We start from the raw sequence: 22,290 nt of genomic DNA, 5'->3' as shown, positions 1-22,290 counted from the left end.
CGCGCCTCGTCACCCCGGCCAGACGGATCTCACGCCCCTCACCGAGACACGGATCGATCCACTCCAACAGCATCCGTAAATTTCGTTTTTCGTGTCTTTTAAACGATCTTATGCCAATGATTTCGAGACCATCATCAATCGATCAAGCTCCGATCAATTATCGACATCAAACACAGACAAAATCGGAGCGGCATAAGAGTTCGACATTGGCGTCAGCGCCCCGACGCCGCCGCCCGGGCTTCTACCAAAAGCTCCGCCAAGATCACGTCCGCTGCCCGCACCGTCTCCGGCCCAGCGGCAGCGGGCGTCCCCGCCGCAAACGGCGGCTGCGGCGCGTATTCCGCCACGAGCTGGGCGGTCCGGGCATAAGCCGCGCCGCGCAGGCGAGCGGCGAGCGCCAGGGCGAAGTCGAGGCCAGCGGAGACGCCCGCGGCGGTGACGCGGTTGCGGTCGAACACAATGCGTTGATCGACGGGTTCGGCGCCCAGCAGCGGCAGCACCGCGTCGCGCACGCACCAATGCGAAGTGGCGCGGTAGCCCTGCAGCAGGCCCGCGGCGCCGAGGATCAGCGAACCGGTGCAGACGCTGGTTACCCAGGTCGCGCGTGCGGCCCGGTCGGTGAGGAAGGCCAGCGTCGGCGCGTCGCGCATCTGCGCGGGCGTGCCATCGCCGCCGGGCACGAGCAGGACGTCGAGATCGCGGGCGCAGGTGTCGAAGGTGTGGGTCGCCGTGATCGACAGGCCGGTATCGCTCGCGACCGGGCCGGTGCGGGCGGCGACCAGCTCGATCGGGCCGAGGCCCGCGAGGAGGTTCTGCGGCCCGACCACGTCGAGGGCGGTCATGCGGGGAAAGAGCAGGATCGCGATTGTTTTGGACGATGACCGCGTGGCTGGTTCGGCACGGGCAGCAGCGTGCGGCAGGGCGAGCGCGGCACTGAGCGCCGCGGCCGTGAAGGCGCGCCGGTCGAGGGGAGGGGCCAGGGACTCGGCTGTGCCGTCAGACGGGCCAGGCGACATCGCGGTAGGCCCCGTCCCAGAACAGGTATTCGAGCTGGGTCGCGCGGGCATAGGCCCGGTGCATCCGCGCGCGCAGGGCCGGGGAGGCGCCCTCGGCGGCGGCGTCGGTCGCGGCGATCATGGCGGCGACGGCCTGCGCGAACTCTTCCCCGGCATAGGTGTCGATCCAGGCCCGGTACGGGTTGTCCGCGGCGGCCTTCGAAAAAATGGCGCGGCCGACCTCGGCGTAGATCCAGAAGCAGGGCAGGAGGGCGCCGAGCACCACCTCGTAGGGCTCGGCGTAGGCGCTGGCGAGGAGCCACGCGACGTAGTGGTCGCAAGGCGGCGACAGGGGCGTGGCGGAAAACGTCGCCGCGTCGATGCCGTAAGTCTGGAAAAAGCCGCCGTGGAGCGCCCGCTCGACCACGATGGCGGTCTCGGCGCCGCGGGCGAACTGGACGATCCGGTCGGGATCGGGCGCCTTGGCGGCGGCGAGGGCGAGCGCCCGGCCGAAGCCGATGAGGTAATGGGCGTCCTGCACGATGTAGCGGCGGAAGCGCTCCGGGCTCAGGCTGCCCGCGGCGAGCTCCGCGTTGAAGGGCATCGTGCGGATCGCCTCGTAGGCGGCGCGGTTCGCCGCCCAGGCTTCGTCCGAGAAGCGGGTCATCCCTGTCGCTGCGCCTGCGTGACCGCCACGTGGATCAGTTCGGCCAGGGTCCGCACCCTCAGCTTCTGGCGCATCTGCGAGCAGGCGTTGGTCACGGTCTTGTAGGAGACCGAGAGGTCGGCCGCGATGGCGCCGTAGGATTTGCCGAGGGCCAAGCGGGCCAGAATCTGCTGCTCGCGGGGCGTCAGCTGGGTCTCGGGGGTGCGGCGCGGATCGGCGCGCAGCATGGCGACCTCGGTGGCCAGCCGCCGGTCGAGGAAGACCTCGCCCCCGCGCACCCGCTCGAACGCCTGGAACAGCTCGTTCGAGGCGTGATCCTTGAGCACGTAGCCGAGCGCCCCGGCCTCCAGGGCGCGGGAGACGATGACCGGATCGTTGTGCATCGAGAAGACGAGCACGCGGGTCTCGGGCTCGATGGCGCGCATCCGGCGGATCAGGCCGAGGCCGGCGAGCCCCGAGCCCTGGAAGGTGAGGTCGCAGATCACGACCCGCGGGCGCAGGCGGTGGAAGGCGCGGTAGCCGGCCACCACCCCGGTCGCCTCCACCACCGTCTCGATGCCGGCATCCTCCAGCACGCGGCGGCAGCCCTGGAGCACGATCGGGTGATCGTCGATGACGAGGACCGGGGAGGGGCCCACGGCATCCTTGGCGGCGCCCCCCCGGCCGGGGACACCCTTGTCGAAAGCGCCCCGGGTCGGGGTCGCGGTCATCGCCTGCGCGTTCATGTCCGACGGGTCACTTTTCCTGCGGCGCGGGCGGGCTCGCGGCCTCGCCGGCGTGCTCGGGGTCGATCGGTATGGTGATCCGGACAACCGTGCCGGGATCGCCCTTGTCAAGGGAGAAGCGTCCGCCGAGGGCCTCGACGCGCTCGCTCATCCCCGAGAGGCCGAGGCCGACGCGGTGGCCGGGGGCGACGCCATGGCCATCATCCCGCACCGTCACGCGCAGGATGCGGCCGTCGCCCACCTCCGCGGCCTCCTCGGCCGCCGCGGCCCGCACATGGGCGGCGGCGCCGTGGCGGACGGCGTTGGTCATGCTCTCCTGGATGCAGCGGAAGACCGTGAGGTCGACCAGATCGCCGTAGCCCCGGGCCAGCCCTTCGAACCCTCCCTCGAAGGCGGTGCCGGGATGGCGTCGGGCGAAATCGCGCAGGAGCAGGTTGAGGCATTCGGCAAGCGGCACCTCGCCGAGGGCGTGCGGCCGCAGGCGGTTGAGGAGGTCGCGGTTGAGGCTCTGGACCTGGGCGACGATGCTGCCGATATCGGCGGCCCGCGCCCCGAGGCGGGTGCGGTCGATGGCGCCCTCGCCCGCGGCCAGCCGGGCGACGGAGGCGGCGTTGGCCTCGAGGGCGAACAGGCAGGGGCCGAACTCGTCGTGCAGTTCCAGCGCCGTGCGGCGGCGCTCGTCGTCCTGGGCGGTCAGAAGCTGGCGGTTGAGGCGTCCGTTGGCCGCCCGCGCCTCGCTCAGCGCCCCCGCCACGCGGTTGAAGCGCTCGGCGATGACGGCGAGCTCCCGGGAGGCCGGCGGGGCGAGATGGGCGGTGTAGTCGTGGCGCTCCAGCCGGGTCAGGCCGGCGGCAAGGTCGTCGAGGGGGCGCAGGATGCGCCCCAGGGCGATGGCGAGGGCGGCCAGCACCGAGAGGTTGAGGACGAGGCTCGCCAGCGCCAGGGAATGGGCATAGCCCCAGACCTCCTCGATCTCGTCGAGGGGCTCGGTGGTGATCGCGGCGGTGCCGATGCGCGCCGACCCGATCAGGATCGGCAGGTCGTGCTGGCGCGGCGCGGGGGCGATCATCCGCACGAACCAGCCGGGCACGTCGTGCACGTCCCGCCCCCGGTCGGCCGGGCCGAACCCGACCCGCTCGCCCGCCCCGTTCAGGATGGTGACCCGGACGTGGCGCAGGGCCTGGAAGCGCAGATCGAGGGTGTGGAGCAGGCTGTCGGGGCTCGGCGTGCGCAGGGACCGGACCGTGTCGGCGACTAGGGGCTCCACGGTGGCGAGGCTCGCCTCCATCTCCACCTGCACGGCGTTGCGGGCGTTGAGGACGATCAGGCCGCAGGAGAGCAGGGCGGCCAGGGCATCGATCACCAACACGGCGAGGATCAAGCGCGTGCGCGTCGACCAGCCGGCCCAGAACGGCGCGGAGCCGGCGGCGCGGCCCCCGTCGACCGTTCCCGGCGCGTCGGGGCTCACGGCCGGGAGCTCGCCCGGGTCCATTCCGGCGGCGGTGGGCGCAGGAGCATTCGGCACGGGCGCCGCCGAGCGGTCAGGCCGCCGCCCGGAGGCGCGGCGCGCCCGGGATCATTCGGCAAGGCCACATCGCATAAAGTCCTCGTATTCCTGCGGTTTTGGCACGGTCGGCACCGTGGCCGAAGGTGTTGCGAAAGTCCATGGCGCGAAAGGCCGCCGCGGGAGCCGGCGCACTGATGTTTCTCTTAAAGTGGGGTTCCCCTGCATCGGCCTAACCCGCGGCGTCGTGCACGCTCCGTTAAATCGGCGCCCGTAAGAGTCGCGGGCGGCACATCGAAGACCGAGCGTCTCGCCGAACCGGCAGGACTCAAGAAGGGCCCGCGCCCCTGAGTCTTCGTCAGTTTCGCGGGGAATTCGCCGTCCCGAACACTGGCGAGACGTCGCCGGACATCTTGCCGCCGCATTGTCGAGGCCGTGTTGTTGCAGGGGTACAACGTGCAAGAGGCCGACCGCATGTCGGTGGCGATCCACCCGTCCGAGACCCGCCACGCCGAGGCCGCGCCGCCGCCGGCGCGGGCACCGTCCCGCCTGCGCCTGCTCGGGGGTATCGCCCTCGGCGGCACCGCGCTCGCCGTGTTCACGGCCGGGGCCCTCACCTTCTTCTCCGGCCTGGCCGATCCGCGGGCCCGGCCCGCCCGGGTCGCGCCGGTCGCCTCGCAATGGCCCGACCTGAAGGACGGCGTACCCGCCCTGTCCGGGGGACCGGCCGCGGAAGCGACGCGGATCACCCTGCCGCCCGCCGAGCCGCCGCTCCGGACGGAGGCGACGCGCGCGGCGTCCCCGGTCGTCGCCCCGATCCAGGCCGCGGCGGCCACACCGGCCCCGATCCCGGCGGAGCCGACCCGCACCGCATCGGTCGCGACCGCAGGGCGCCCGAACCTGCCGATCGAGCCGACCCAGACCCTGCCGCCGGCGCGGGCCGCGGCGCCCGTCACCCCGGCCAAGGTGGCCCCGGCGCTGGCGCCGAGCCGCGCCGAGACGGTGCGGGCGAAGCCGGAGCAGCCGGCCCGCTTCGTCTCCCTGCCGGTCGCGAAGGCCAAAGCCGAGACGGCGAAGGTCGAGACGGCCAAACCGGAGACCGCGAAGGCCGAGGCGCCCAAGTCAGGTGCGACGAAACCCGAGAAGGCCGAAGCCGCCCGCAAGACCGCGGCCCGGACCCGTGTGACCGAGGCGACGCCCGCCGACGCTCCGCCCGCGCGCTCCCCCCCGGTCGCCGACGACGAGCCGGAAGTGCTCGGCATGAAGATTCCCGGCGGCCGTCAGATCCGCGCGGGCTGGGATGCCCTGCTCGGCGGCAAGAGTGGCGGCGAGGGCGGCGGGGAGTAACCCCGCCTCCCCTCGCTCGCTTCGGAGCGATCCGACCGCGCCGGCATTCCACCCGAGATCGGGCTTGCCCCTGTCGGTTGCGGCGCGCGGTTCGGGGCCGGATCGCTCCGCTTACGCCCGCCCCGATGGTACGCCGGACCCGGTCGCCGCAGGCGGCCTCAGCCGCGCTGCACCTTCGAGACCTCGCGGCGATGCTTCGTGGCGCGGGAGCTCCGGGGTGCCTTGGCGGGGGCGGGGGCCTCGCCCTGCATCCGCTCGAGGCGCAGATCCGCCGGTCCCCGGCGGGCGAAGGCGTCGGCGAAGGCGTCCGCCGCACTGCCGCGCACCTCGAAGGTGGTCTCCCGCTCGGAAATGCGGATCGCGCCGATGTCGCCGCGGCCGATCTGGCCGCGCCGGGTCAGCATCGGCAGCAGGCGGCCGGGCTCGGCCCGGTCGCGGCGGCCGAGATTGAGCCGGAACCAGATGCCGGGCTCGTCCTCGCCGATCCGCGGCGCGCCGAGCGGAGCGCCGACGCGAGGGTCGGCCCGCCGGGGCGGCTCGTAGCCCGGATCGCCCACTTCCTCGGGCACGGGAATGCGCGAGCGGTAGAGCCGCGCCAGGGCCGCGGCAAGGCGCTCGGGGGGGAAGCGCTCCAGCAGGGCGCTGGCCCAGTCCCGCTCCCAGTCGCGGTCCTCCTCGGGCTCGACCTCGGCGAGCAGCGGATCGGACATCATCCGCTCGCGGTCGAGTTCACGGATTTCTTCCGCCGTCGGCGGGCCGCTCCATTCGACGTTCACCCGGGCGACGGCGAACATCTGCTCGGCGCGCCGCCGCCGGGCGGGCGGCACCAGCACCACGCTGGTGCCCTTTCGCCCGGCCCGGCCGGTGCGGCCGCTGCGGTGCTGCATCACCTCGGCGTCGTGGGGCAGGTCGGCGTGGATCACGAGGTCGAGGCCCGGCAGGTCGATGCCGCGGGCGGCGACGTCGGTGGCGACGCAGACCCGGGCGCGCCCGTCGCGCAGGGCCTGGAGGGCGGCGTTGCGCTCACCCTGTCCCAATTCGCCCGACAGCGCGACGGCCGAGAAGCCCCGCTCGGTCAGCGAGGCCTGGAGATGGCGCACCCCGTCGCGGGTGTTGCAGAAGACGATGGCGACCGGCGAATCGACGAAGCGCAGCACGTTGACGACGGCGTGCTCGACCTCGCGCGGCATCACCCGCACGGCCCGGTAGGCGATGTCGGCATGGCCGCGGGTCTCACCCGCCACCGCGAGGCGCAGGGCGTCGCGCTGGTAGCGCTCGGCCAGGGCCACGATGGCCTTCGGCAGGGTCGCGGAGAACAGGAGCGTGCGCCGCTCCGAGGGCGTCGCGGCCAGGATGAACTCCAGGTCCTCGCGAAAGCCCATGTCGAGCATCTCGTCCGCCTCGTCGAGGATGACGGCGCGAAGGCGCGTCGGGACGAGCCGGCCGCGCTCCAGATGGTCGCGCAGGCGCCCCGGCGTGCCGACGACGATATGGGCCCCGGCCTCGAGCGCCCGGGCCTCCCGGCGCGGGTCCATGCCGCCGACGCTGGCGATCACCCGCGCGCCGGTCTCGGCGTAGAGCCAGGTCAGCTCGCGCTGGACCTGGAGCGCCAGTTCGCGGGTCGGCGCGATGGCGAGCGCCAGCGGCGCGCCCGGGGCCGGAAGGGTCTCGTCGGCGGCGAGGAGCACGTCGGCGATGGCGAGCCCGAAGGCGACGGTCTTGCCGGAGCCGGTCTGGGCCGAGACGAGCAGGTCGCGCCCGTTCTCGGTGTCGAGTACCGCCTGCTGGACGGGCGTGGGCTCGGCGTAGCTGCGCGCGTCGAGCGCCCGGGCGAGGGGAGTGGGGAGCGACGGAAAGGGCAAAGGGGTGCTTTCACGGCCTCTCGGGCCGGATCGGGAATCGGTCGGCTGCCTTCTAGCGCTTCGCGAGGCGGGCGACCACTTCGCCGACCGCGCGGCGGCGTTGCGCGAGCGCGCGGTCTCACGAGGCCGCCCTCCGGCGGTCGCGCGCAGGCCGCCGCCGGTCACGCTCCCGGCCGCCGCGGTGCGAAGGCAGGGGGCCGTCCCTGTCGTGCCGGTCCCCTTCGATCGGACGTTCATCGTCCGCCGGTGACGGGCCGGCGGGGCTGTCACGGCCCCGCCGGAGCGAGGCTCAATCGTCGTCGTCGTCGCGCTCGGCCCCCGAACCGGCCTTGCGGTCCGCCTTCTCGGAGACGGCCCCGGTGCGGGGATCGACCTTGACCTTGACCATCCGCCCGTCCCGGCTGGCCTTGCCCTCCCAGACGCCGTCATCGGCTTCGAGGCCACGCACATGGCCGTAGCCGGCCTGCTCGAGGGCACGGACGGCCTGCTCGGCCGGCATCCAGTCGGGGCCGGGGCGGTCGTCCGCGAGGGCCGGGCCGGCGACCGCGCCGGCGAGGAGGCCGGCCGCGATCAGGGTTCTCGTGAAGGGCGTCGTCATGGAGGAGGCTCCTGGTTCAAGGGACACCGCATCCTCGTGACGCGTCGCGCCCTGCGCCGGCCTGACGGGCGCCGTCAGGCAAATGTCAGGCAGCGGATCAGGACGGGACGAGCCCGTCCGCGCGCTCCTGGACCAGGGCCACGATGTCGTCCCAGCGCGACAGGAAGGCCGCGACGCAGGCGGGATCGAAGTGGCGGCCGGATTCGGCCTCCAGATGGGCGCGGGCCTTCTCCAGCGGCCAGGCCATCTTGTAGCTGCGGGCCGAGATCAGCGCGTCGAACACGTCGGCCACCGCCACGATGCGGCCGGAGCGGGGGATCTCCTCGCCCTTCAGCCCGCGGGGATAGCCGCTGCCGTCCCAGCGCTCGTGATGGGTCAGGGCGATCTCGGCGGCGATCCGCAGGAGGCGCGACGGGCTGTCGTAGAGCATGTGGTAGCCGCGCAGGGCGTGCCGCTGCATCTCGGTCCACTCCTCGGGGGTGAGGGGGCCGGCCTTCAGCAGGATGTGATCGGGCACGCCGATCTTGCCGATGTCGTGCATGGTCGAGGCGAGCGCCACGTCGTCGGCCTCGGCCTGGGAGAGGCCGAGGCCCTCCGCCACCGCGATCACGCAGCCGGCGACCCGGGTGAGGTGGTCGCCGGCCTGATCGTCGCGGAACTCGGCGGCGAGCATCAGGCGGCGGATGATCTCGCGCTCGCGGGCGGCGGATTCGGCGAGCGCCCGGGCGGCGTCGCGGCGCAGGGCGAGGGCCTGCCGGCCGCTCTCGGCCCGCGCCTGGGCCAATTCGATCAGCAGACCGACCCGGGCCTCGAGTTCGAGGGCGTCGAAGGGCTTGGCCAGGACATCGCTGGCCCCGGCCTCGCGGGCGAGGCGGCGCAGGTGGCGGGGCTCGCCGTCCGCCACCAGCAGCACGGGGGTGCGCGCGAAGGCGTCGTTCTCGCGCAGGGTCCGGATCAGGGCCGGCGCGTCGTAGCGCTCGGGCTCGGCCTCCAGCAGGATCACGTCGGGCGCCTGGGCGGACAGTTCCTCGATCAACCGGACGCCGACGGGGACGACGGCGGTGGCGCAGGGCAGGCCGTGCAGCGCCAGCACCAGGGAGGCCGGGGCACGGGCCGCCACGACGGCGACGAGCCCCGTCGCGTCCGCTCCCTCGGTCGCGGGCGGGACGGCGGCCGAGAGGGCGGCCGAAAGGGCAGCGTCGTCCGGGTGGGAATCGGCGAGTGGTCCCGAGACCCGCCGGCCCTCGAGCGCGGCGCTGAGGCGGGTCAGAACACGATGAAGCGAGGCTGAAATCACGGCAACGATCCCCGAGCGCGTCCGGCGCGCTAGATCCCCGGCATGACCGACGCCTTCTCCCTCGATCCCCGCCTCTCCGCCGACACGCACGCGGTCGGCGACCTTGCCCTGTGCTCCGTCCTGTTGATGGACGACGCGCGCTTTCCCTGGCTGATCCTGGTGCCGCGCCGGGCGGGGGTGAGCGAGTTGACCGACCTGAGCGCCGTCGACGCGGCGACCCTGACCGGGGAGATTCGTATAGCCGTCAGTGTGGTACAGGCGCTCGTCCGGCCCGACAAGGTGAACGTGGCCACCCTCGGCAACGTTGTGCCCCAGCTTCACCTCCACGTCGTCGCCCGTTTCCGCTCGGATCCCGCCTGGCCCGGGCCGGTCTGGGGGCACGGCGAGCGGCGGCCCTACCCGCTCCATGCCCGCGCCCAGATCCTGGAGCGCGCCGCCCAGCTCTTCGCGGACGCCTGATGACGCGCGCGAGCCAGAAGGGGCGCGACGCCCTCGCCTATGCGGGCAGCCGCCTCGTGCGCCACACGGCGGAGGCCGGCCCCGGCCCGACCCTGGCCGGGGCCGACCCGGAGGCGGGCCTCGTCCTGATCGCCGCCGAGCGGGTCATCGTCCGCTCGGCCTCGGGGGCGGACCCCGCCACCGCGCTGCTGGCCGTGCGGGACGGGGCGGAGATCGACCCGCCGGAGATCGCGGTGTTCCTCGGGCGGGTCGACGGGCGGCCCGTCTTCGCGGCCGCCGTCGCGGCGGAGGCCGGCGAACGCTTCCCGGACCCCGCCTACCGGGTGCTGGACCTGCGGGCGCTCGCCGCCGAGGGGGCGGTGGCCCGGGAGGAGCTCGGCCTCGTCGCGACTGCCAAATCGCTGCTCGGCTGGCATGGCCGGCACCGCTTCTGCGCCAATTGCGGCGGCCCGACCGCGGCCGCGGCGGGCGGGTTCCGGCGGGAATGCGGGTCGTGCGGGCTCCACCACTTTCCGCGCACCGATCCGGTCGCGATCATGCTGGTGCGGCGCGGGGATGCCTGCCTGCTCGGGCGCGGCGCCCATTTCAAGCCCGGCATGTATTCCTGCCTCGCCGGCTTCATCGAGCCCGGCGAGACCGTCGAGGACGCGGTGCGCCGGGAGACCTTCGAGGAGACCGGCGTGCGGGTCGGCGCCGTCGCCTATCACGCCTCCCAGCCCTGGCCCTTCCCGTCCTCGCTGATGATCGGCTGCGTCGCCGACGCCCTTTCGGAGACCGTCGCGATCGACCCGGCCGAACTGGAGGATGCGCGCTGGTTCTCCCGCGAGGCGGCGGCGCGGATGCTGGCGGGCACGCATCCCGACGGCCTGACGGTGCCGCCGGAGACCGCCATCGCCCACCTGCTCCTGCGCGACTGGGTGGAAGGCCGGACCTGAGGGCGGGGGCTCCCGCCCACCTGCCGGCCAAAGGCGGCGCCCTTTCCCGGGGGGCCTCTCGCAAGACGCGCGAGCGGAATAAATACGTCGGTCAAACGTGTCCAAGCACACATTCGGGCGCCGCCAGGTAGGGCTTCAGTCCTTTTTGAAGCGCGGCCGTATTCCTCCATAAATTCTTGATGAAAAAACCGATTTCCGGCACTCCGGCCCCCTTCTGCCACAGGGCATCTTGACATAGCGTTCGCGCGCACCACGAGCGGTGTCAAAAAACAATTCGCAAGATCCTGGAGGAACGCCTGATGGCGACAGCAGCCGCAGTGCCGCGGACGGACAGCGCGGTCAGACCGATGACCGGCAACGAGAAGAAGGTCATCCTGGCCTCCTCGCTTGGCACGGTCTTCGAGTGGTACGACTTCTATCTCTACGGCTCGCTCGCCGCGATCATCGGAGCGCAGTTCTTCTCGGCCTATCCGGAAGCGACGCGCAACGTGTTCGCGCTGCTGGCCTTCGCGGCGGGCTTCCTGGTCCGTCCCTTCGGCGCCCTGGTGTTCGGCCGGCTCGGCGACATGGTGGGCCGCAAGTACACGTTCCTCGTGACCATCCTGATCATGGGCGTGTCGACCTTCTGCGTCGGCCTGCTGCCCTCCTACACCACGCTGAACGAGTACGGGATCGGCTGGGTCGCCCCCGCCACGCTGCTCGCCCTGCGCATGCTCCAGGGCCTCGCGCTCGGTGGCGAGTATGGCGGCGCCGCGGTCTACGTGGCCGAGCACGCGCCGAGGGGTCGCCGCGGCTTCTACACCGCCTTCATCCAGACGACGGCGACGCTGGGCCTGCTGCTCTCGCTGATGGTGATCCTGTTCACGCAGATCTACGTCAACGCGAACTACGCGCCCGTGCCCGTCACCGCCGCCGACGGCAGCGCCTCGACCATCACGCCGTTCGCCGCCTGGGGCTGGCGCATCCCGTTCCTGGTCTCGATCGTGCTGCTCGGCATCTCGGTCTGGATCCGGCTGCAGATGCAGGAGAGCCCGGCCTTCAAGAAGATGAAGGAAGAGGGCAACCACTCCAAGGCGCCGCTCTCGGAGGCTTTCGGCCAGTGGCGCAACGCCAAGTGGGCGCTTCTCGCGCTGCTCGGTCTCACCGCCGGCCAGGCCGTGGTCTGGTACACGGGCCAGTTCTACGCGCTGTTCTTCCTCCAGACGATCCTGAAGGTCGACCAGTTCACGGCCAACGTGCTCATCGCCTGGTCGCTCATCCTCGGCACCGGCGGGTTCCTGTTCTTCGGCTCGCTCTCCGACAAGATCGGCCGCAAGCCGATCATCCTCGGCGGCTGCGTGATCGCGGCGCTCACCTTCTTCCCGCTGTTCAAGGCGCTCACCGCGGCGGCCAACCCCGCGCTCCACGCGGCGCAGCAGAACACGCAGGTGATCGTCAAGGCCGACCCGGCGGATTGCTCGTTCCAGTTCAATCCGGTCGGCACGGCCAAGTTCACCAATTCCTGCGACATCGCCAAGGCGCTGCTCGCCCGGAGCGCCGTGAACTACTCCACGGAGAACCAGCCGGCCGGCACCAAGGCCACCGTCAGCGTGGCTGGCAAGGAGTTCGCGGCCTCCGACCCGACCTTCGCCAAGGAAGTCGGCGCGGCGCTCACCGCGGCGGGCTACCCGGCGGCGACCGATCCGGGGATCGTGAAGATCGCGATCGATCCCAAGGACGGCCTGTCGAACTTCGCCAAGGTGGTCGACATCTTCTCGGCGCAGAAGCTGACGATCATCGCGATCCTGACGATCCTCGTCCTCTACGTGACGATGGTCTACGGGCCGATCGCGGCGGCGCTGGTCGAACTGTTCCCGACTCGCATCCGCTACACCTCGATGTCGCTGCCCTACCACATCGGCAACGGCTGGTTCGGCGGCCTGCTGCCGGCGACCGCCTTCGCCATGGTGGCCCAGACCGGCGACATCTATTTCGGCCTCTGGTACCCGATTGTCATCGCGCTCGCGACCGCCGCCATCGGGCTCCTGTTCATCCCCGAGACCAAGGACCGGGACATCTTCGCCGACGACTGATCCGCGTCGACCCGTCCGAAACGAAGAAGGGCTCCGCCGCGAGGCGGGGCCCTTTCTCGTTCGCGCCGCGGCCTCCGGCCGGGCCTTCCACCGGGGCCGGAGCCCGGATCACTCCGGCTTCGATTGCTCCGAGGCCGCTGCCAGGGCCTGCTGGCCCGCCTCGGTGATCGCGTATTCGAGGGTGCGATCCTCGGCCCGCTCGCGGCCCGTCGGCTGGAGGTATCCGAGCTTCTCCAGATAGCGGATCGCGTGGCGCCTCGCGTAGAAGCGCGGCCCGTAGGAGACCAGGCGCAACTGGTAGAGGTAGGCCGGCTTGAGCTTCATCATGAAATGCGATTTAGCACTTGTTCGGGTGCCGGCGAGGCGAACAGCAATTGTTTTCCAAATCTTTCGGCGCCAGTTTTTAGGCATTACAAATAAAAACCGGGACGCAGGTCAATGAAACGGGCATCTCACTTCGAATAATTCTAAGCCTGAACAGGGCGCCGTCGGCACGGTCGGTCCGAAGGGGGCTGGCGGCAGAGACGGCAACCGGGCGGCGAGGGGCCGGGGCGAAGGGCGGGCCGGGGCGAAGGGCGGGCCGGGGCGAAGGGCGGGCCGGGGCGAAGGGCGCCTTCGCACGGGAGGCGCATCCGCCACGCCTGTTCGCGGGGCCCGGCTTGGCCTATTGCCGGAGGCGGCCGCCCGGTGCGGCGGCGGGAGGCCGAGCGGCGCGGTGGAAGAAGCCCTTTACCGATGGCTCGGAACGCCGGGCCTGATCCGTGCGGACATCCTGGCGGCCCTCGGCTTGTCGGTCTCGCTCGCGGTCACCCTTCACGTGCTTCTGAGGAAGCGCGCCGTCGGGGCCGCCATGGCCTGGATCGGCTTGGCGTGGCTCGCCCCCTTCATCGGCAGCGCCCTCTACCTCACCTTCGGCATCAACCGCGTCGAGCGGCGGGCGCGTCGGCTCAAGCGGCGCCCCTCCCGGCAGGTGGACGACACCCCCCAGGCCTCGGCCTCCGTGCCCGACGCCTACCGGCCCCTCGACCGGGCGGTGCAGGCGATCACCGGGATGCCGATGGTCGCCGGCACCGGCATCACCGTCTACCGCAACGGCGACGAGGCCTATCCGGCGATGCTGGCGGCGATCGCGGAGGCCCGCCGGAGCGTCGCCCTGTCGAGCTACATCTTCCGCGACGACGACACCGGCCGCACCTTCATCGCGGCCCTCAAGGAGGCCATGGACCGGGGCTGCGAGGTCCGCGTCATCCTCGACGGGATCGGCAGCGGCTACTTCTTCCCGGCTGCGTGGCGGCGCCTGCGCCGGCTCGGCGTGCCGGCGGGCCTGTTCATGCATTCGGTGCTGCCCTGGCGGATGCCGTTCCTGAACCTGCGCACCCACAAGAAGCTGCTCATCCTCGACGGGCGCATCGCCTTCACCGGCGGCGTCAACATCTCCGACCACAACCGGGTCTCCCGGAGCCCGACATTCCCGATCCGCGACACCCATTTCCGGATCGAGGGCCCGGTGGTCGAGCAGCTCGCCCAGGCCTTCATCGTCGACTGGGCCTTCGTCTCGGAAGAGGAGCTGGAGGGCGAGGCATGGCTGCCGCCGCTCACGCCCGCGGGGGACATCATCGCCCGGGTCGTCACCTCGGGTCCCGACGCCGATGTCGAGAAGATCGCCACGGTGGTCCTTCAGGCCATCGCCTGCGCCCGGACCTCGATCCGGCTGACGACGCCCTACTTCCTGCCCAACGATTTCGTGGTCGGCGCGCTCTGCCTCGCGGCGGCCCGGGGCATCGCGGTCGACGTCGTCATCCCGACCCGCAGCGATCACCCCATCGTCGACTGGGCGACGCGGGCGCATATCGACCCGCTCCTGGAGAGCGGCGTGCGGATCTGGCTCGACGCCCCGCCCTTCGACCATTCGAAGGCGCTCGTGATCGACGGGCAATGGTGCTTCATCGGCAGCGCCAACTGGGATTCGCGCAGCTTCCGCCTGAATTTCGAACTCAACCTCGAGGTCTACGATACGGGTCTCGCCCGGCGGCTGGAGACGTTCATTGCGGAGAAGTGCGAGATCCCCCTGACCCAGGCCGATCTCGCCGCCCGCCCCCCGGCCCGGCGCCTGCGCGACGCAGCCGTCCGACTGCTTCTGCCATACCTCTGAGCCGGCCGACCGTGGCCGGCCCCTCCGGCTCGGGCGAGAGCCGCACCACGATCGGATGGTGGTCCGACAGGCCCCGGGGCAGGACCTGGCGCTCGTGGCAGACGAGGCCGCGCACGAGGCAGCGGTCGAGCCGCAGGGGCAGCACGTCGACCATGGCATGGGTCGGCCGCCGCGGGCCGACATCGCGGAAGCCCGGGAGGAGGGCGGGGCCGACGATGTTGTAGTCGCCGAGCACCGCCGCGCGGGCCGGCAGATGCGCCTCGATGCGCCGGAGCTGGCGCCGGTTCAGCACCTGCCCGTGGGAGAGATGCACGTTGGCGATCCCGAACGCGCCCCCGTGGAGCACCTGGCAGACCCGGTCGATCAATACGCCCGGCGGCAGGGGGACGATCTCGGGCTCCCGCTCCCAGGGGGTCGGGCTCCACATGGCGAGCCCGTGGATGCGACCCGGCAGCTGCGCCCAGGCATAGACCCCGCCGACCCGCTCCTTGAGCGCGCCGATCTCCCGGGTCGCCTCCTGCATCAGCAGCAGGTCGGGTCGCTCCCGCTCGATCAGCGCGGCGAGGCAATCCACCGCCGCGCCGGTGCGCCGGAGCAGGTTCCAGCTCACGATTTTCCTGGACTCCGAGCCGGGCTCGGGTGGACTCGGCGGGGGGCGACGCAGCAGCATGGCAATCCGTTCGCGCGCCCGTGGCGGCCTCCGGGCAGTGCCGAGGCAATGCGCAGAGCGGGAATCGGTTTCGCGGGGTTCAACGTCCCTTCCGGCTCAGAAAGGCGCCGATGCCCTCCTCGGCCGACCGCGCGAGCATGTTCTCGGCCATCACCCGGCCGGCATGGGCGTAAGCCTCGGCCAGCGGCATCTCGATCTGCGCGTAGAAGGTGCGCTTGCCCACCCGCACGGTGGCGGCGCTGCGGGCGGCGATGCCCCGCGCGAGATCGTGGGCGGCGGCCAGCGCCCCGCCGGCCTCCGCCACGTCGCTGACGAGGCCGAGGGCGCGCGCCTCCTCCGCCCCGATTGCCTCGGCGGTGAGCAGCATCCGCAGCGCCGCCTTGCGCGACAGGTTGCGCGAGAGCGCCACCATCGGGGTCGAGCAGAACAGGCCGATCTGCACGCCGGGCGTGGCGAAGCGCGCCTCGGCGCCGGCCACGGCGAGATCGCAGGAGGCCACCAGCTGGCACCCGGCGGCGGTGGCCACGCCCTCCACCGCCGCGATCACCGGCTGGGGCAAGGCGGGGATCGCCATCATCACCGCCGAGCACAGGCCGAACAGCGTCTGGAAGGTCTCCGCGCCCCGGTCGGGCCCGGCCCGGAAGCCGGTCATCTCCTTGAGGTCGTGCCCGGCGCAGAAGGCCGGCCCCGCCGCCGCCAGCACCACGGCGCGCACGCCGTCGTCCTCCGCGAGATCCGCGAAGGCGTCCCGCAGGGCCTCGAGGAGGGCGAAGGACAGGGCGTTGCGGGCCTGCGGCCGGTTCAGGGTCAGCGTCGCGACGCCGTCGCGGTCCTCGCGCAGCAGCAGCCGCGTGTCTCGGTCAGGCTCGGTCACGGGTCTCTCCTGGGCAGGGGGGCGGTCGGCCCCGGAGCGTCGCAGCCGCCCGCCTCCCGGCAGCGCGCATCGAAGCTCCGGGCCAGTTCGGCGAGGCTGACCGCGCCGAGCCGGGCGATCAGCTGCGCCTCGGCCTCGCGCAGGGCCCCCTCGATCGCCGCGTTGACGACCTTCTCCACGGCGCAGTCGGGGTTCGCGCGGTCGTTGCCGATCGCGAAGAGGCGCGGCCCGCCGACGGCGCGGTGGACGTCGAGCAGCGACACCGTGTCGAGGGGCACGGCGATCGCCCAGCCGCCGCCATGGCCCTTGTCCGAGCGCACGTAGCCGGCCTCGCGCAGGCCCGCCATCGTGCGCCGCACCACCACGGGGTTGGTGCCCAGCATCCCGGCGATCGCCTCGGACGTCATGGGGCGCTCGTGCCGCGCCATGTGGAGCAGCACGTGGAGCATCCGGGAAAGGCGGCTGTCGCTTCGCACGCCGCGAGTCTTCGCCCACCGGACGGGATTGGCAAGCGCGCCCGATCACGATACTCATGAAGTTACATGAAACAGGGAGGATCGGCGATGCGCGGTTACGAGGACCCGGCCCGTTGGGATGCGGCCGCCGCGCATTACGGCACGACCGCCCATCCCTTCACGGCGCGCTATGCGGCGGCGGCCCTGGCGCGGGTCGCGCCGGGGCCCGGCCAGCGCGTCCTCGACGTCGCCGCCGGCACCGGGGCGCTCGCGCTGACGGCGGCGCGGACGGGCGCGGAGGTGCTCGCCATCGATTTCTCACCCGGGATGGTCGCACGCATCGCGGCGGCGGGGCTCCCCAACGTCGCGGCCCGGGTGATGGACGGGCAGGCGCTCACCCTGCCCGACGGAGCCTTCGACGCGGTCTTCTCGATCTTCGGCGTCATCCTGTTCCCGGACTGGCGCAAGGGGCTCGCCGAGATGGCGCGGGTGACGCGCCCCGGCGGGCACGGCGCCGTCGCCACCTGGCAGCGCGGCGGCGCGGCCACCTTCCTGCTGCTGCGCGAGGTGCGCCGCCGGCTGTTCCCCCAGATCGAGCTCGCGGCCCTGCCGGACGCCGTGACGGTGCTGAGCGATCCGGCGGTGTTCGCGGGCGAACTCGTCGCCGCCGGCTACCGCGATCCGTGCATCAACGTCGTGACCCACGATTACGCGCTCGATGTCGCGGCGCTCGCCGACCCCGAGGCGCTGTTCGGGCTGTCGCAGGACTGGGCGGGCCTGGACGAGGCCCAGAAGGCGCAGTGCATCGCCGAGATGCGCCGGATGGCGGAGGGGCGGCCGGTCCTTCCGGTTCCCTCGACGGCGTTGATCGGCGTGGCGCGGCGCTGAGCGAGCGGTCCGGGCACGGACGAGACGGCCCTTTTGCACCGCACCGCGGGGTGCCATACCCTCCGGGCGAGACGGCGCCGTGCCGAACGCCCCAGGAGCCCGCCCGTTGAGCGCCGAGACCGACCGCCCGAGCCCCCGCACGCCCGACCACGCCATCGATCCGCTCTTCCTCGAACGCTGGTCTCCCCGGGCCTTCACCGGAGAGGCGGTGCCGGAGGCCGACCTCAAGCGGATGTTCGAGGCGGCGCGCTGGTCGCCCTCCTCCTACAATTCCCAGCCCTGGCGCTTCCTCTACGCGCTGCGCGACACGCCGGACTGGTCGGTCTTCCTCGACCTGCTCGTGCCCGGCAACCGCAAATGGGCCGTGGATACCGGCGCCCTCGTCTTCCTCGTCTCGAACAGCCGGATGAAGGTCGGCGACGACCTGAAGCCCTCGGCCAGCCACTCCCTCGACGCGGGCGCGGCCTCGCTGGCCTTCGCGCTGCAGGCCAACCGCCTGGGCTGGCATGTCCACGGCATGGGCGGGTTCGACCGGGAGCGGGCGGTCCCCACGCTGAACGTGCCCGAGCATCACCGGATCGAGGCCGCCTACGCGGTCGGGCGCGCCGTTCCCTGGGCGGAGCTGACCGAGGAGCAGCGGGCCAAGGAGCAGCCGAACGCCCGGCGCCCGATCACCGACTTCGTCCATGCGGGCGGCTTCCCGAAGGACGCCTGAGCGGGACCGAGCGGAAGGGGAACGCCGCCGTGCTGGAGCCGGCCACCACCTACGAGGCCCTCGTCCGGGATTTCCGCTGGGAAATCCCCGAGCGCTACAACATCGCCGCCGACGTCAACGACCGCTGGGCGCTGACCGAGCCGGACCGCCCGGCGATCCTCGAACACGCGCCCGACGGCGCCGTCGCGACGCTCACGCACGGCGCGCTGCGGGCCCGCTCCCTCGCTCTGGCGGCGGGTCTGTCCGCGCGCGGTGTGGGCGTGGGGGACCGCGTCGCGGTGCTGCTCCCGCAATCGGCCGCGGTCGTCCTCGCCCATCTGGCGGCCTACCGGCTCGGCGCGGTGGCCCTGCCGCTCGCCGGCCTGTTCGGGGAAGAGGCCCTGCGCTACCGCCTCGCCGATTCCGGGGCGCGGGCGGTGATCACCGACGCCGCGGGTCTGGCCAAGCTGGCGCCGATCCGTGACGCGCTGCCCGACCTGACGCTTTTCATCCGCGTCGATGGGGCCGGGGACGGGGCTGCAGACCTCGCCGCACTCATGGCGGAGGGACGTCACGAAAAATTCGAGACGCGGGAGACCGGGCCCGACGATCCGGCGCTGATGATCTACACCTCCGGCACGACGGGACTCGCCAAGGGGGCGCTGCACGGCCACCGGGTGCTGCTCGGCCATCTGCCGGGCTTCCTGATGATGCACGACTTCCCCGGCCCCGGGGACGGGCCGATCTGGACACCCTCCGACTGGGCCTGGGCCGGGGGCCTGCTCAATGTCGTGATGCCGAGCCTGCGGCTGGGCCTGCCGGTGGTGGCCCGCCCGACCGCCCGGTTCGAGCCGGAGGCCGCCTTCCGGTTGATGGCCGACCTGAAGGTGACCCACGCCTTCCTGCCGCCGACCGCGCTGCGGATGCTGCGGGCGGTCGAGGCTCCGCGGACGCGCTTCGATCTCGCGGCTCTGCGCAACATCGCCTCGGCGGGCGAGGCGCTGGGGCCCGAGACCTTCGCCTGGGCGCGCGACGCCCTCGGGCTCACCATCGGCGAGGCCTATGGCCAGACCGAGTGCAACCTCGTGCTCGCCTCCTGCCGTCGGGCCGGGGTCGCCCGGCCGGGCTCCACCGGCCGGCCCGTGCCCGGCCACCGGATCGCGATCCTGCGTCCGGACGGCCGCGAGGCCGGCATCGACGAGCCCGGCGAGATCGCGGTGCGGGCCCCCGACCCGGTGCTGTTCCTCGGATACTGGAACCAGCCGGAGGCGACCGCGAAAAAATTCCGGGACGGCTGGTGGATGACCGGCGACACGGCGCGGCGCGACGGCGACGGCTACGTCCACTTCGTCGGCCGGGAGGACGACCTCATCACCTCCGCGGCCTACCGGATCGGCCCGACCGAGATCGAGGATTGCCTCCTGCGCCACCCGGCCGTGGCGCTCGCGGCGGCGGTGGGGCGGCCGGATCCGCTCCGGACCGAGATCGTCAAGGCCTTCGTGGTGCCGCGGGCGGGCTTCGTCCCCTCCGAGGCCCTCGCCGCCGACATCCTGGCCTTCGCGAAGCGAACCCTCTCGGCCCACGAGGTGCCACGGGAACTCGCCTTCCGCGACAGCCTGCCGATGACCACGACGGGCAAGATCATCCGCCGGCTCCTGCGGGACGAGGGATAGACCCTCGACAGGAGCGGGGGACGCGGGATTCTCGAAAAAACCGCGAGGCGGCCCTCAGGACGTCGCCGACCAGCGCCGGTGCAGCTCCGCCAGGATCTCGGCGGCGTCCTGCGGGCTCTCGGCCTCGCGAGGCGCCGGCAGGCCGGGGCTCGCCTCGGCCTTGACAGCGGGACCGGGGCCGCCGGGCTCGAACTGCCGACGATGGGCCTGATCCAGGATGTCGGCGATCCGGGTGCCGACCGCCACGGCGATGGCGGTCGAATCCGGCCCTTCCGAGCGGCTGACATGCATGCGGTCGAGGGCGTCGGCGATCTGGCGCTCGAAGGCCCGGAACAGGTCGCCCGACGCCGCCGGGTTCATGCGCATCAGCGCCGCCGCGGCCGCGCAGTAGGTTTCCTTGAGCATGTAGAGCGTCAGGCGCTCGACGGCTTGGTCGTCGTCGTTCGTGGGCTTACCCATGTCGCTCCCTGCGCCGCTCCGGTCGGCCGCTTCCTGTCAGAGCCCGCATCCTCGGTCCGGACGCGGGCGCGGGCAAGCCCGCGCCCCCGGCCCCGACCGGATCTCTCGACCGGATCCCTCCAAAGGATCCTTGCGCCTCTGCCGCGGAGAACGGCCTCACCCCGCGGGCGGCGCGAAGACGGCCTTGCCCTCGAAGGGCGTGCTGCGGCTGTTGGCGCCGGTGCAGGCATAGGTCCGCTCGCCCGCCGCGACGGTGCGCAGGCGCAGCGTGCCGCGGCCGTTCTGCTTGACCGTGTAGCCCTTCTCGCTCGCCACGTGAACGAGGTCGCCGTCGGCATGCAGCACCCGGCCGTTCTCGAACTGGTCGGGCAGGGTGATCGTCACCGGCTGGTCGGCCCGGCTCACGATGGAGAGGGCGACGTTGGTGTCGGCGGGCAGGCGCAGTTCCGCCGGACCGCAGACCGGCTTGCCGTCGCGCATCTCGACCGTGAGTTCGATGGGGGGCATCGCCGCGCTCGCGGGCGGCGGCAGGGGCTTGCCCTCGGCCCGGGCGGCCTGGACCCCCGGCAGGAACAGGGCGAGCAGAGCGGCGGGCAACAGGCGAGCGGTCAGGGGGCGCATGCGCGGAGCATCCTCGGCGTCGAAGGGGATCGCCGGGGGAAGAGGGTGGGCCTCGGCCACGTTCCGGGCTTGCGACCCCCCGCCGCGTGGGCGGCCCCGCCGCCCGAACGGGACGGCGGGGCGTGTCGTGCCTGCACGACCGAGCCGATACGCAACGTGGCTCGAGGGGGAGAATGCCCGATGCCGGTTAGCCGAGCCTCAAGGCCGGCCCCCGCGGGCGGTCCCGGAATGGGAAGCCCCGTCCGCGGGTCCGGTTCACGGCGTCTCCTCCGCCGGCGGGCGGGGGGCGAAGACGAAGCGCTGATAGACGAGGCCGATGCCGATCAGGCAGGCGCCGAGCCCCAGGAAGGACAGCGCCCGCAAGGGGCCTTCCAGCCCGGAGAGGTCGAAGGCGAACACCTTCAGGGTCGCGAGGCCGACCAGGGCCGCCGAGGCGAGGCGGGCGGGCGTCGAGCCGCGCCAGATGCCGTAGGCCAGGGCGAGCAGGCCGAGCAGGAGCCACGCCGCCGAATAGGCGTACCACTCCCCCTGCTCGATCCCGCGGTCGAGGCCGATCCGCTCCCCCTGGAAGCCGTGGCGCACGGCGAGGCAGGTCCCGAGGAAGGCGAGCCCGAGCCCGAGCCCGCTCGCGGCCCGCACGAACCACGCCGGGCGCACGCCCCGGGAGAGGCGCGCCAGCACCAGGGCCGCCGCGGCCGGGGCGCCGTAGGCGAGGACGATGTCGTTGACGAAAACGCCGCCCAGGACGGGCTCGTCGGTCAGCACCGGGTTGGCGGCGAGCCCCAGCCCCATCGCCCCCTGGATCAGGGCGAGGCAGCCGAACACCAGCCCCCCGACCCGCAGGACGGGCGAGGCGAGCGCGCCGGAGACGCGCCCCAGGACCAGCGAGAAGCCGAGGGAGGCGAGGGTCGTCAGGCCCTGTTCGAGCAGGCTCGTGCCGGGCGTGGCGAGGTCGCCCCCGCGCAGGGCGTGGCGGATTTCCAGGAAGACCAGGAGGCCGGCGAGCAGGAGGCTCACGCCCTGCGCGACGCCCTCGGGGATGTCGCCCCGGTGGTCGTCGTGGCGGATCGCCCAGGCGGCGAGGCCGAAGCACAGGGCCGGCAGCCCGTAGGCGAGCAGGAGCCCGTTGAGGATCGGCGTCGCCGAGAGGCCGGGACCGGCCAGGACCGGGTCGTAGGCCAACCGTGCGGCGACCACCGCGGCCAGACCCGCGACGCACCAGCGAAGCGCCGGGATGTCGAGGCGGCGGGCGATCATCGCGGTCGCCAGCGCCGCCGCGGCCAGGGCCGGGGTCAGCGAGCCGCCCGACAGGGCGAAGACGAGGCCGAGGCACAGGCTCGCGA

22 protein-coding genes are annotated in these 22,290 nt (G+C 72.7%); 8 read left to right on the top strand and 14 right to left on the bottom strand.

Going from position 1 to position 22,290, the window contains the following annotated elements; translation table 11 throughout:
- Positions 1-212: 212 nt before the first annotated feature.
- Genes LW587_RS18730 through LW587_RS18715 form a run of 4 tightly spaced genes read right to left on the bottom strand, consistent with a single transcriptional unit; the run spans position 213 to position 3,879 of the window.
- Entirely contained in the window at positions 213-1,016 is an 804-nt protein-coding gene (locus LW587_RS18730) for a DJ-1/PfpI family protein (protein ID WP_232631107.1), read from the bottom strand.
- Complete coding sequence (locus LW587_RS18725; protein ID WP_232631106.1) at positions 997-1,662, bottom strand: TenA family protein; 666 nt, start codon at positions 1,660-1,662, stop codon at positions 997-999. Before LW587_RS18725 ends, LW587_RS18730 begins: the two co-directional genes overlap by 20 nt.
- Complete coding sequence (locus tag LW587_RS18720; protein ID WP_232631105.1) at positions 1,659-2,387, bottom strand: response regulator transcription factor; 729 nt, start codon at positions 2,385-2,387, stop codon at positions 1,659-1,661. The genes LW587_RS18725 and LW587_RS18720 overlap by 4 nt, the downstream gene beginning before the upstream one ends.
- A gap of 10 nt (positions 2,388-2,397) precedes the next feature.
- Positions 2,398-3,879 (bottom strand): ATP-binding protein, encoded by a 1,482-nt coding sequence (locus tag LW587_RS18715; RefSeq protein ID WP_442919169.1) that lies wholly within the window; start codon positions 3,877-3,879, stop codon positions 2,398-2,400.
- Between the two features lie 447 nt (positions 3,880-4,326).
- Here LW587_RS18715 and LW587_RS18710 point away from each other — a divergent pair, with 447 nt between their 5' ends.
- Positions 4,327-5,238: a hypothetical protein gene (locus LW587_RS18710; protein WP_332839846.1), complete on the top strand. Its 912-nt coding sequence runs from the start codon at positions 4,327-4,329 to the stop codon at positions 5,236-5,238.
- 158 nt (positions 5,239-5,396) lie between these two features.
- On the opposite strand, the gene LW587_RS18705 is transcribed toward LW587_RS18710, so the two are convergent.
- The 3 genes from LW587_RS18705 to LW587_RS18695 all read right to left on the bottom strand — a co-directional run bounded on the left by LW587_RS18705 (position 5,397) and on the right by LW587_RS18695 (position 8,818).
- The gene (locus tag LW587_RS18705; RefSeq protein WP_232631103.1) at positions 5,397-7,100 is read right to left on the bottom strand and encodes a DEAD/DEAH box helicase; all 1,704 of its coding nucleotides are present in this window, start codon (positions 7,098-7,100) and stop codon (positions 5,397-5,399) included.
- Between the two features lie 289 nt (positions 7,101-7,389).
- Positions 7,390-7,698: a PepSY domain-containing protein gene (locus tag LW587_RS18700; protein ID WP_232631102.1), complete on the bottom strand. Its 309-nt coding sequence runs from the start codon at positions 7,696-7,698 to the stop codon at positions 7,390-7,392.
- Between the two features lie 97 nt (positions 7,699-7,795).
- Complete coding sequence (locus tag LW587_RS18695) at positions 7,796-8,818, bottom strand: HD-GYP domain-containing protein (RefSeq protein ID WP_232631112.1); 1,023 nt, start codon at positions 8,816-8,818, stop codon at positions 7,796-7,798.
- A 219-nt stretch (positions 8,819-9,037) separates the two neighbouring features.
- Between LW587_RS18695 and LW587_RS18690 the strand changes: the two genes are divergently transcribed.
- From LW587_RS18690 to LW587_RS18680, 3 genes are all read left to right on the top strand, one after another.
- Positions 9,038-9,454: an HIT domain-containing protein gene (locus tag LW587_RS18690; protein WP_232631101.1), complete on the top strand. Its 417-nt coding sequence runs from the start codon at positions 9,038-9,040 to the stop codon at positions 9,452-9,454.
- Positions 9,454-10,389 carry an NAD(+) diphosphatase gene (gene nudC / locus LW587_RS18685; protein WP_232631100.1) on the top strand — a complete coding sequence of 312 codons (936 nt, stop codon included), beginning with the start codon at positions 9,454-9,456 and terminating at the stop codon, positions 10,387-10,389. Before LW587_RS18690 ends, nudC begins: the two co-directional genes overlap by 1 nt.
- 299 nt (positions 10,390-10,688) lie before the next feature.
- Positions 10,689-12,461, top strand: a complete 1,773-nt coding sequence (locus LW587_RS18680; RefSeq protein WP_232631099.1) for an MFS transporter — start codon at positions 10,689-10,691, stop codon at positions 12,459-12,461.
- Positions 12,462-12,569: 108 nt separating this feature from the next.
- On the opposite strand, the gene LW587_RS18675 is transcribed toward LW587_RS18680, so the two are convergent.
- The gene (locus tag LW587_RS18675; RefSeq protein WP_232631098.1) at positions 12,570-12,788 is read right to left on the bottom strand and encodes a hypothetical protein; all 219 of its coding nucleotides are present in this window, start codon (positions 12,786-12,788) and stop codon (positions 12,570-12,572) included.
- A gap of 388 nt (positions 12,789-13,176) precedes the next feature.
- On the opposite strand from LW587_RS18675, the gene cls reads away from it, so the two are divergent.
- The gene (cls, locus tag LW587_RS18670; RefSeq protein ID WP_232631097.1) at positions 13,177-14,613 is read left to right on the top strand and encodes a cardiolipin synthase; all 1,437 of its coding nucleotides are present in this window, start codon (positions 13,177-13,179) and stop codon (positions 14,611-14,613) included.
- Here cls and LW587_RS18665 read toward each other — a convergent pair.
- From LW587_RS18665 to LW587_RS18655, 3 genes are all read right to left on the bottom strand, one after another.
- The gene (locus LW587_RS18665) at positions 14,504-15,283 is read right to left on the bottom strand and encodes an endonuclease/exonuclease/phosphatase family protein (RefSeq protein WP_232631096.1); all 780 of its coding nucleotides are present in this window, start codon (positions 15,281-15,283) and stop codon (positions 14,504-14,506) included. The genes cls and LW587_RS18665 overlap by 110 nt on opposite strands.
- A gap of 79 nt (positions 15,284-15,362) precedes the next feature.
- On the bottom strand, positions 15,363-16,157 hold the full coding sequence (locus LW587_RS18660; protein WP_232631095.1) for an enoyl-CoA hydratase: 795 nt from the start codon (positions 16,155-16,157) through the stop codon (positions 15,363-15,365).
- Positions 16,154-16,633, bottom strand: a complete 480-nt coding sequence (locus tag LW587_RS18655; RefSeq protein WP_232631094.1) for an Rrf2 family transcriptional regulator — start codon at positions 16,631-16,633, stop codon at positions 16,154-16,156. Before LW587_RS18655 ends, LW587_RS18660 begins: the two co-directional genes overlap by 4 nt.
- A gap of 87 nt (positions 16,634-16,720) precedes the next feature.
- Between LW587_RS18655 and LW587_RS18650 the strand changes: the two genes are divergently transcribed.
- From LW587_RS18650 to LW587_RS18640, 3 genes are all read left to right on the top strand, one after another.
- Positions 16,721-17,500, top strand: coding sequence for a class I SAM-dependent methyltransferase (locus LW587_RS18650; RefSeq protein WP_232631093.1), 780 nt, complete (start codon positions 16,721-16,723; stop codon positions 17,498-17,500).
- 106 nt (positions 17,501-17,606) lie between these two features.
- Entirely contained in the window at positions 17,607-18,215 is a 609-nt protein-coding gene (locus LW587_RS18645) for a nitroreductase family protein (protein WP_232631092.1), read from the top strand.
- 29 nt (positions 18,216-18,244) lie between these two features.
- Positions 18,245-19,867: an AMP-binding protein gene (locus LW587_RS18640; protein ID WP_232631091.1), complete on the top strand. Its 1,623-nt coding sequence runs from the start codon at positions 18,245-18,247 to the stop codon at positions 19,865-19,867.
- A 54-nt stretch (positions 19,868-19,921) separates the two neighbouring features.
- On the opposite strand, the gene LW587_RS18635 is transcribed toward LW587_RS18640, so the two are convergent.
- From LW587_RS18635 to LW587_RS18625, 3 genes are all read right to left on the bottom strand, one after another.
- Complete coding sequence (locus tag LW587_RS18635; RefSeq protein ID WP_232631090.1) at positions 19,922-20,326, bottom strand: hypothetical protein; 405 nt, start codon at positions 20,324-20,326, stop codon at positions 19,922-19,924.
- Positions 20,327-20,482: 156 nt separating this feature from the next.
- The gene (locus LW587_RS18630) at positions 20,483-20,947 is read right to left on the bottom strand and encodes an anaerobic typically selenocysteine-containing protein (protein ID WP_232631089.1); all 465 of its coding nucleotides are present in this window, start codon (positions 20,945-20,947) and stop codon (positions 20,483-20,485) included.
- Between the two features lie 255 nt (positions 20,948-21,202).
- The coding region (locus LW587_RS18625; protein WP_232631088.1) for a DUF2339 domain-containing protein at positions 21,203-22,290 on the bottom strand (1,088 nt) is incomplete at its 5' end.

The sequence above is a fragment of the Methylobacterium sp. Leaf118 genome (assembly GCF_920984675.1).
GTDB lineage: Bacteria > Pseudomonadota > Alphaproteobacteria > Rhizobiales > Beijerinckiaceae > Methylobacterium.
This window is presented reverse-complemented; position numbering and strand designations above follow the sequence as displayed.

Bases quoted from the DNA above. Each gene is read 5' to 3' on its own strand.
- LW587_RS18730 (WP_232631107.1), bottom strand. From the start codon at position 1,016: ATGTCGCCTGGCCCGTCTGACGGCACAGCCGAGTCCCTGGCCCCTCCC.
- LW587_RS18725 (WP_232631106.1), bottom strand. From the start codon at position 1,662: ATGACCCGCTTCTCGGACGAAGCCTGGGCGGCGAACCGCGCCGCCTAC.
- LW587_RS18720 (WP_232631105.1), bottom strand. From the start codon at position 2,387: ATGAACGCGCAGGCGATGACCGCGACCCCGACCCGGGGCGCTTTCGAC.
- LW587_RS18715 (WP_442919169.1), bottom strand. From the start codon at position 3,879: ATGGACCCGGGCGAGCTCCCGGCCGTGAGCCCCGACGCGCCGGGAACG.
- LW587_RS18700 (WP_232631102.1), bottom strand. From the start codon at position 7,698: ATGACGACGCCCTTCACGAGAACCCTGATCGCGGCCGGCCTCCTCGCC.
- LW587_RS18690 (WP_232631101.1), top strand. From the start codon at position 9,038: ATGACCGACGCCTTCTCCCTCGATCCCCGCCTCTCCGCCGACACGCAC.
- nudC (WP_232631100.1), top strand. From the start codon at position 9,454: ATGACGCGCGCGAGCCAGAAGGGGCGCGACGCCCTCGCCTATGCGGGC.
- LW587_RS18680 (WP_232631099.1), top strand. From the start codon at position 10,689: ATGGCGACAGCAGCCGCAGTGCCGCGGACGGACAGCGCGGTCAGACCG.
- LW587_RS18675 (WP_232631098.1), bottom strand. From the start codon at position 12,788: ATGATGAAGCTCAAGCCGGCCTACCTCTACCAGTTGCGCCTGGTCTCC.
- LW587_RS18665 (WP_232631096.1), bottom strand. From the start codon at position 15,283: ATGCTGCTGCGTCGCCCCCCGCCGAGTCCACCCGAGCCCGGCTCGGAG.
- LW587_RS18650 (WP_232631093.1), top strand. From the start codon at position 16,721: ATGCGCGGTTACGAGGACCCGGCCCGTTGGGATGCGGCCGCCGCGCAT.
- LW587_RS18635 (WP_232631090.1), bottom strand. From the start codon at position 20,326: ATGGGTAAGCCCACGAACGACGACGACCAAGCCGTCGAGCGCCTGACG.
- LW587_RS18630 (WP_232631089.1), bottom strand. From the start codon at position 20,947: ATGCGCCCCCTGACCGCTCGCCTGTTGCCCGCCGCTCTGCTCGCCCTG.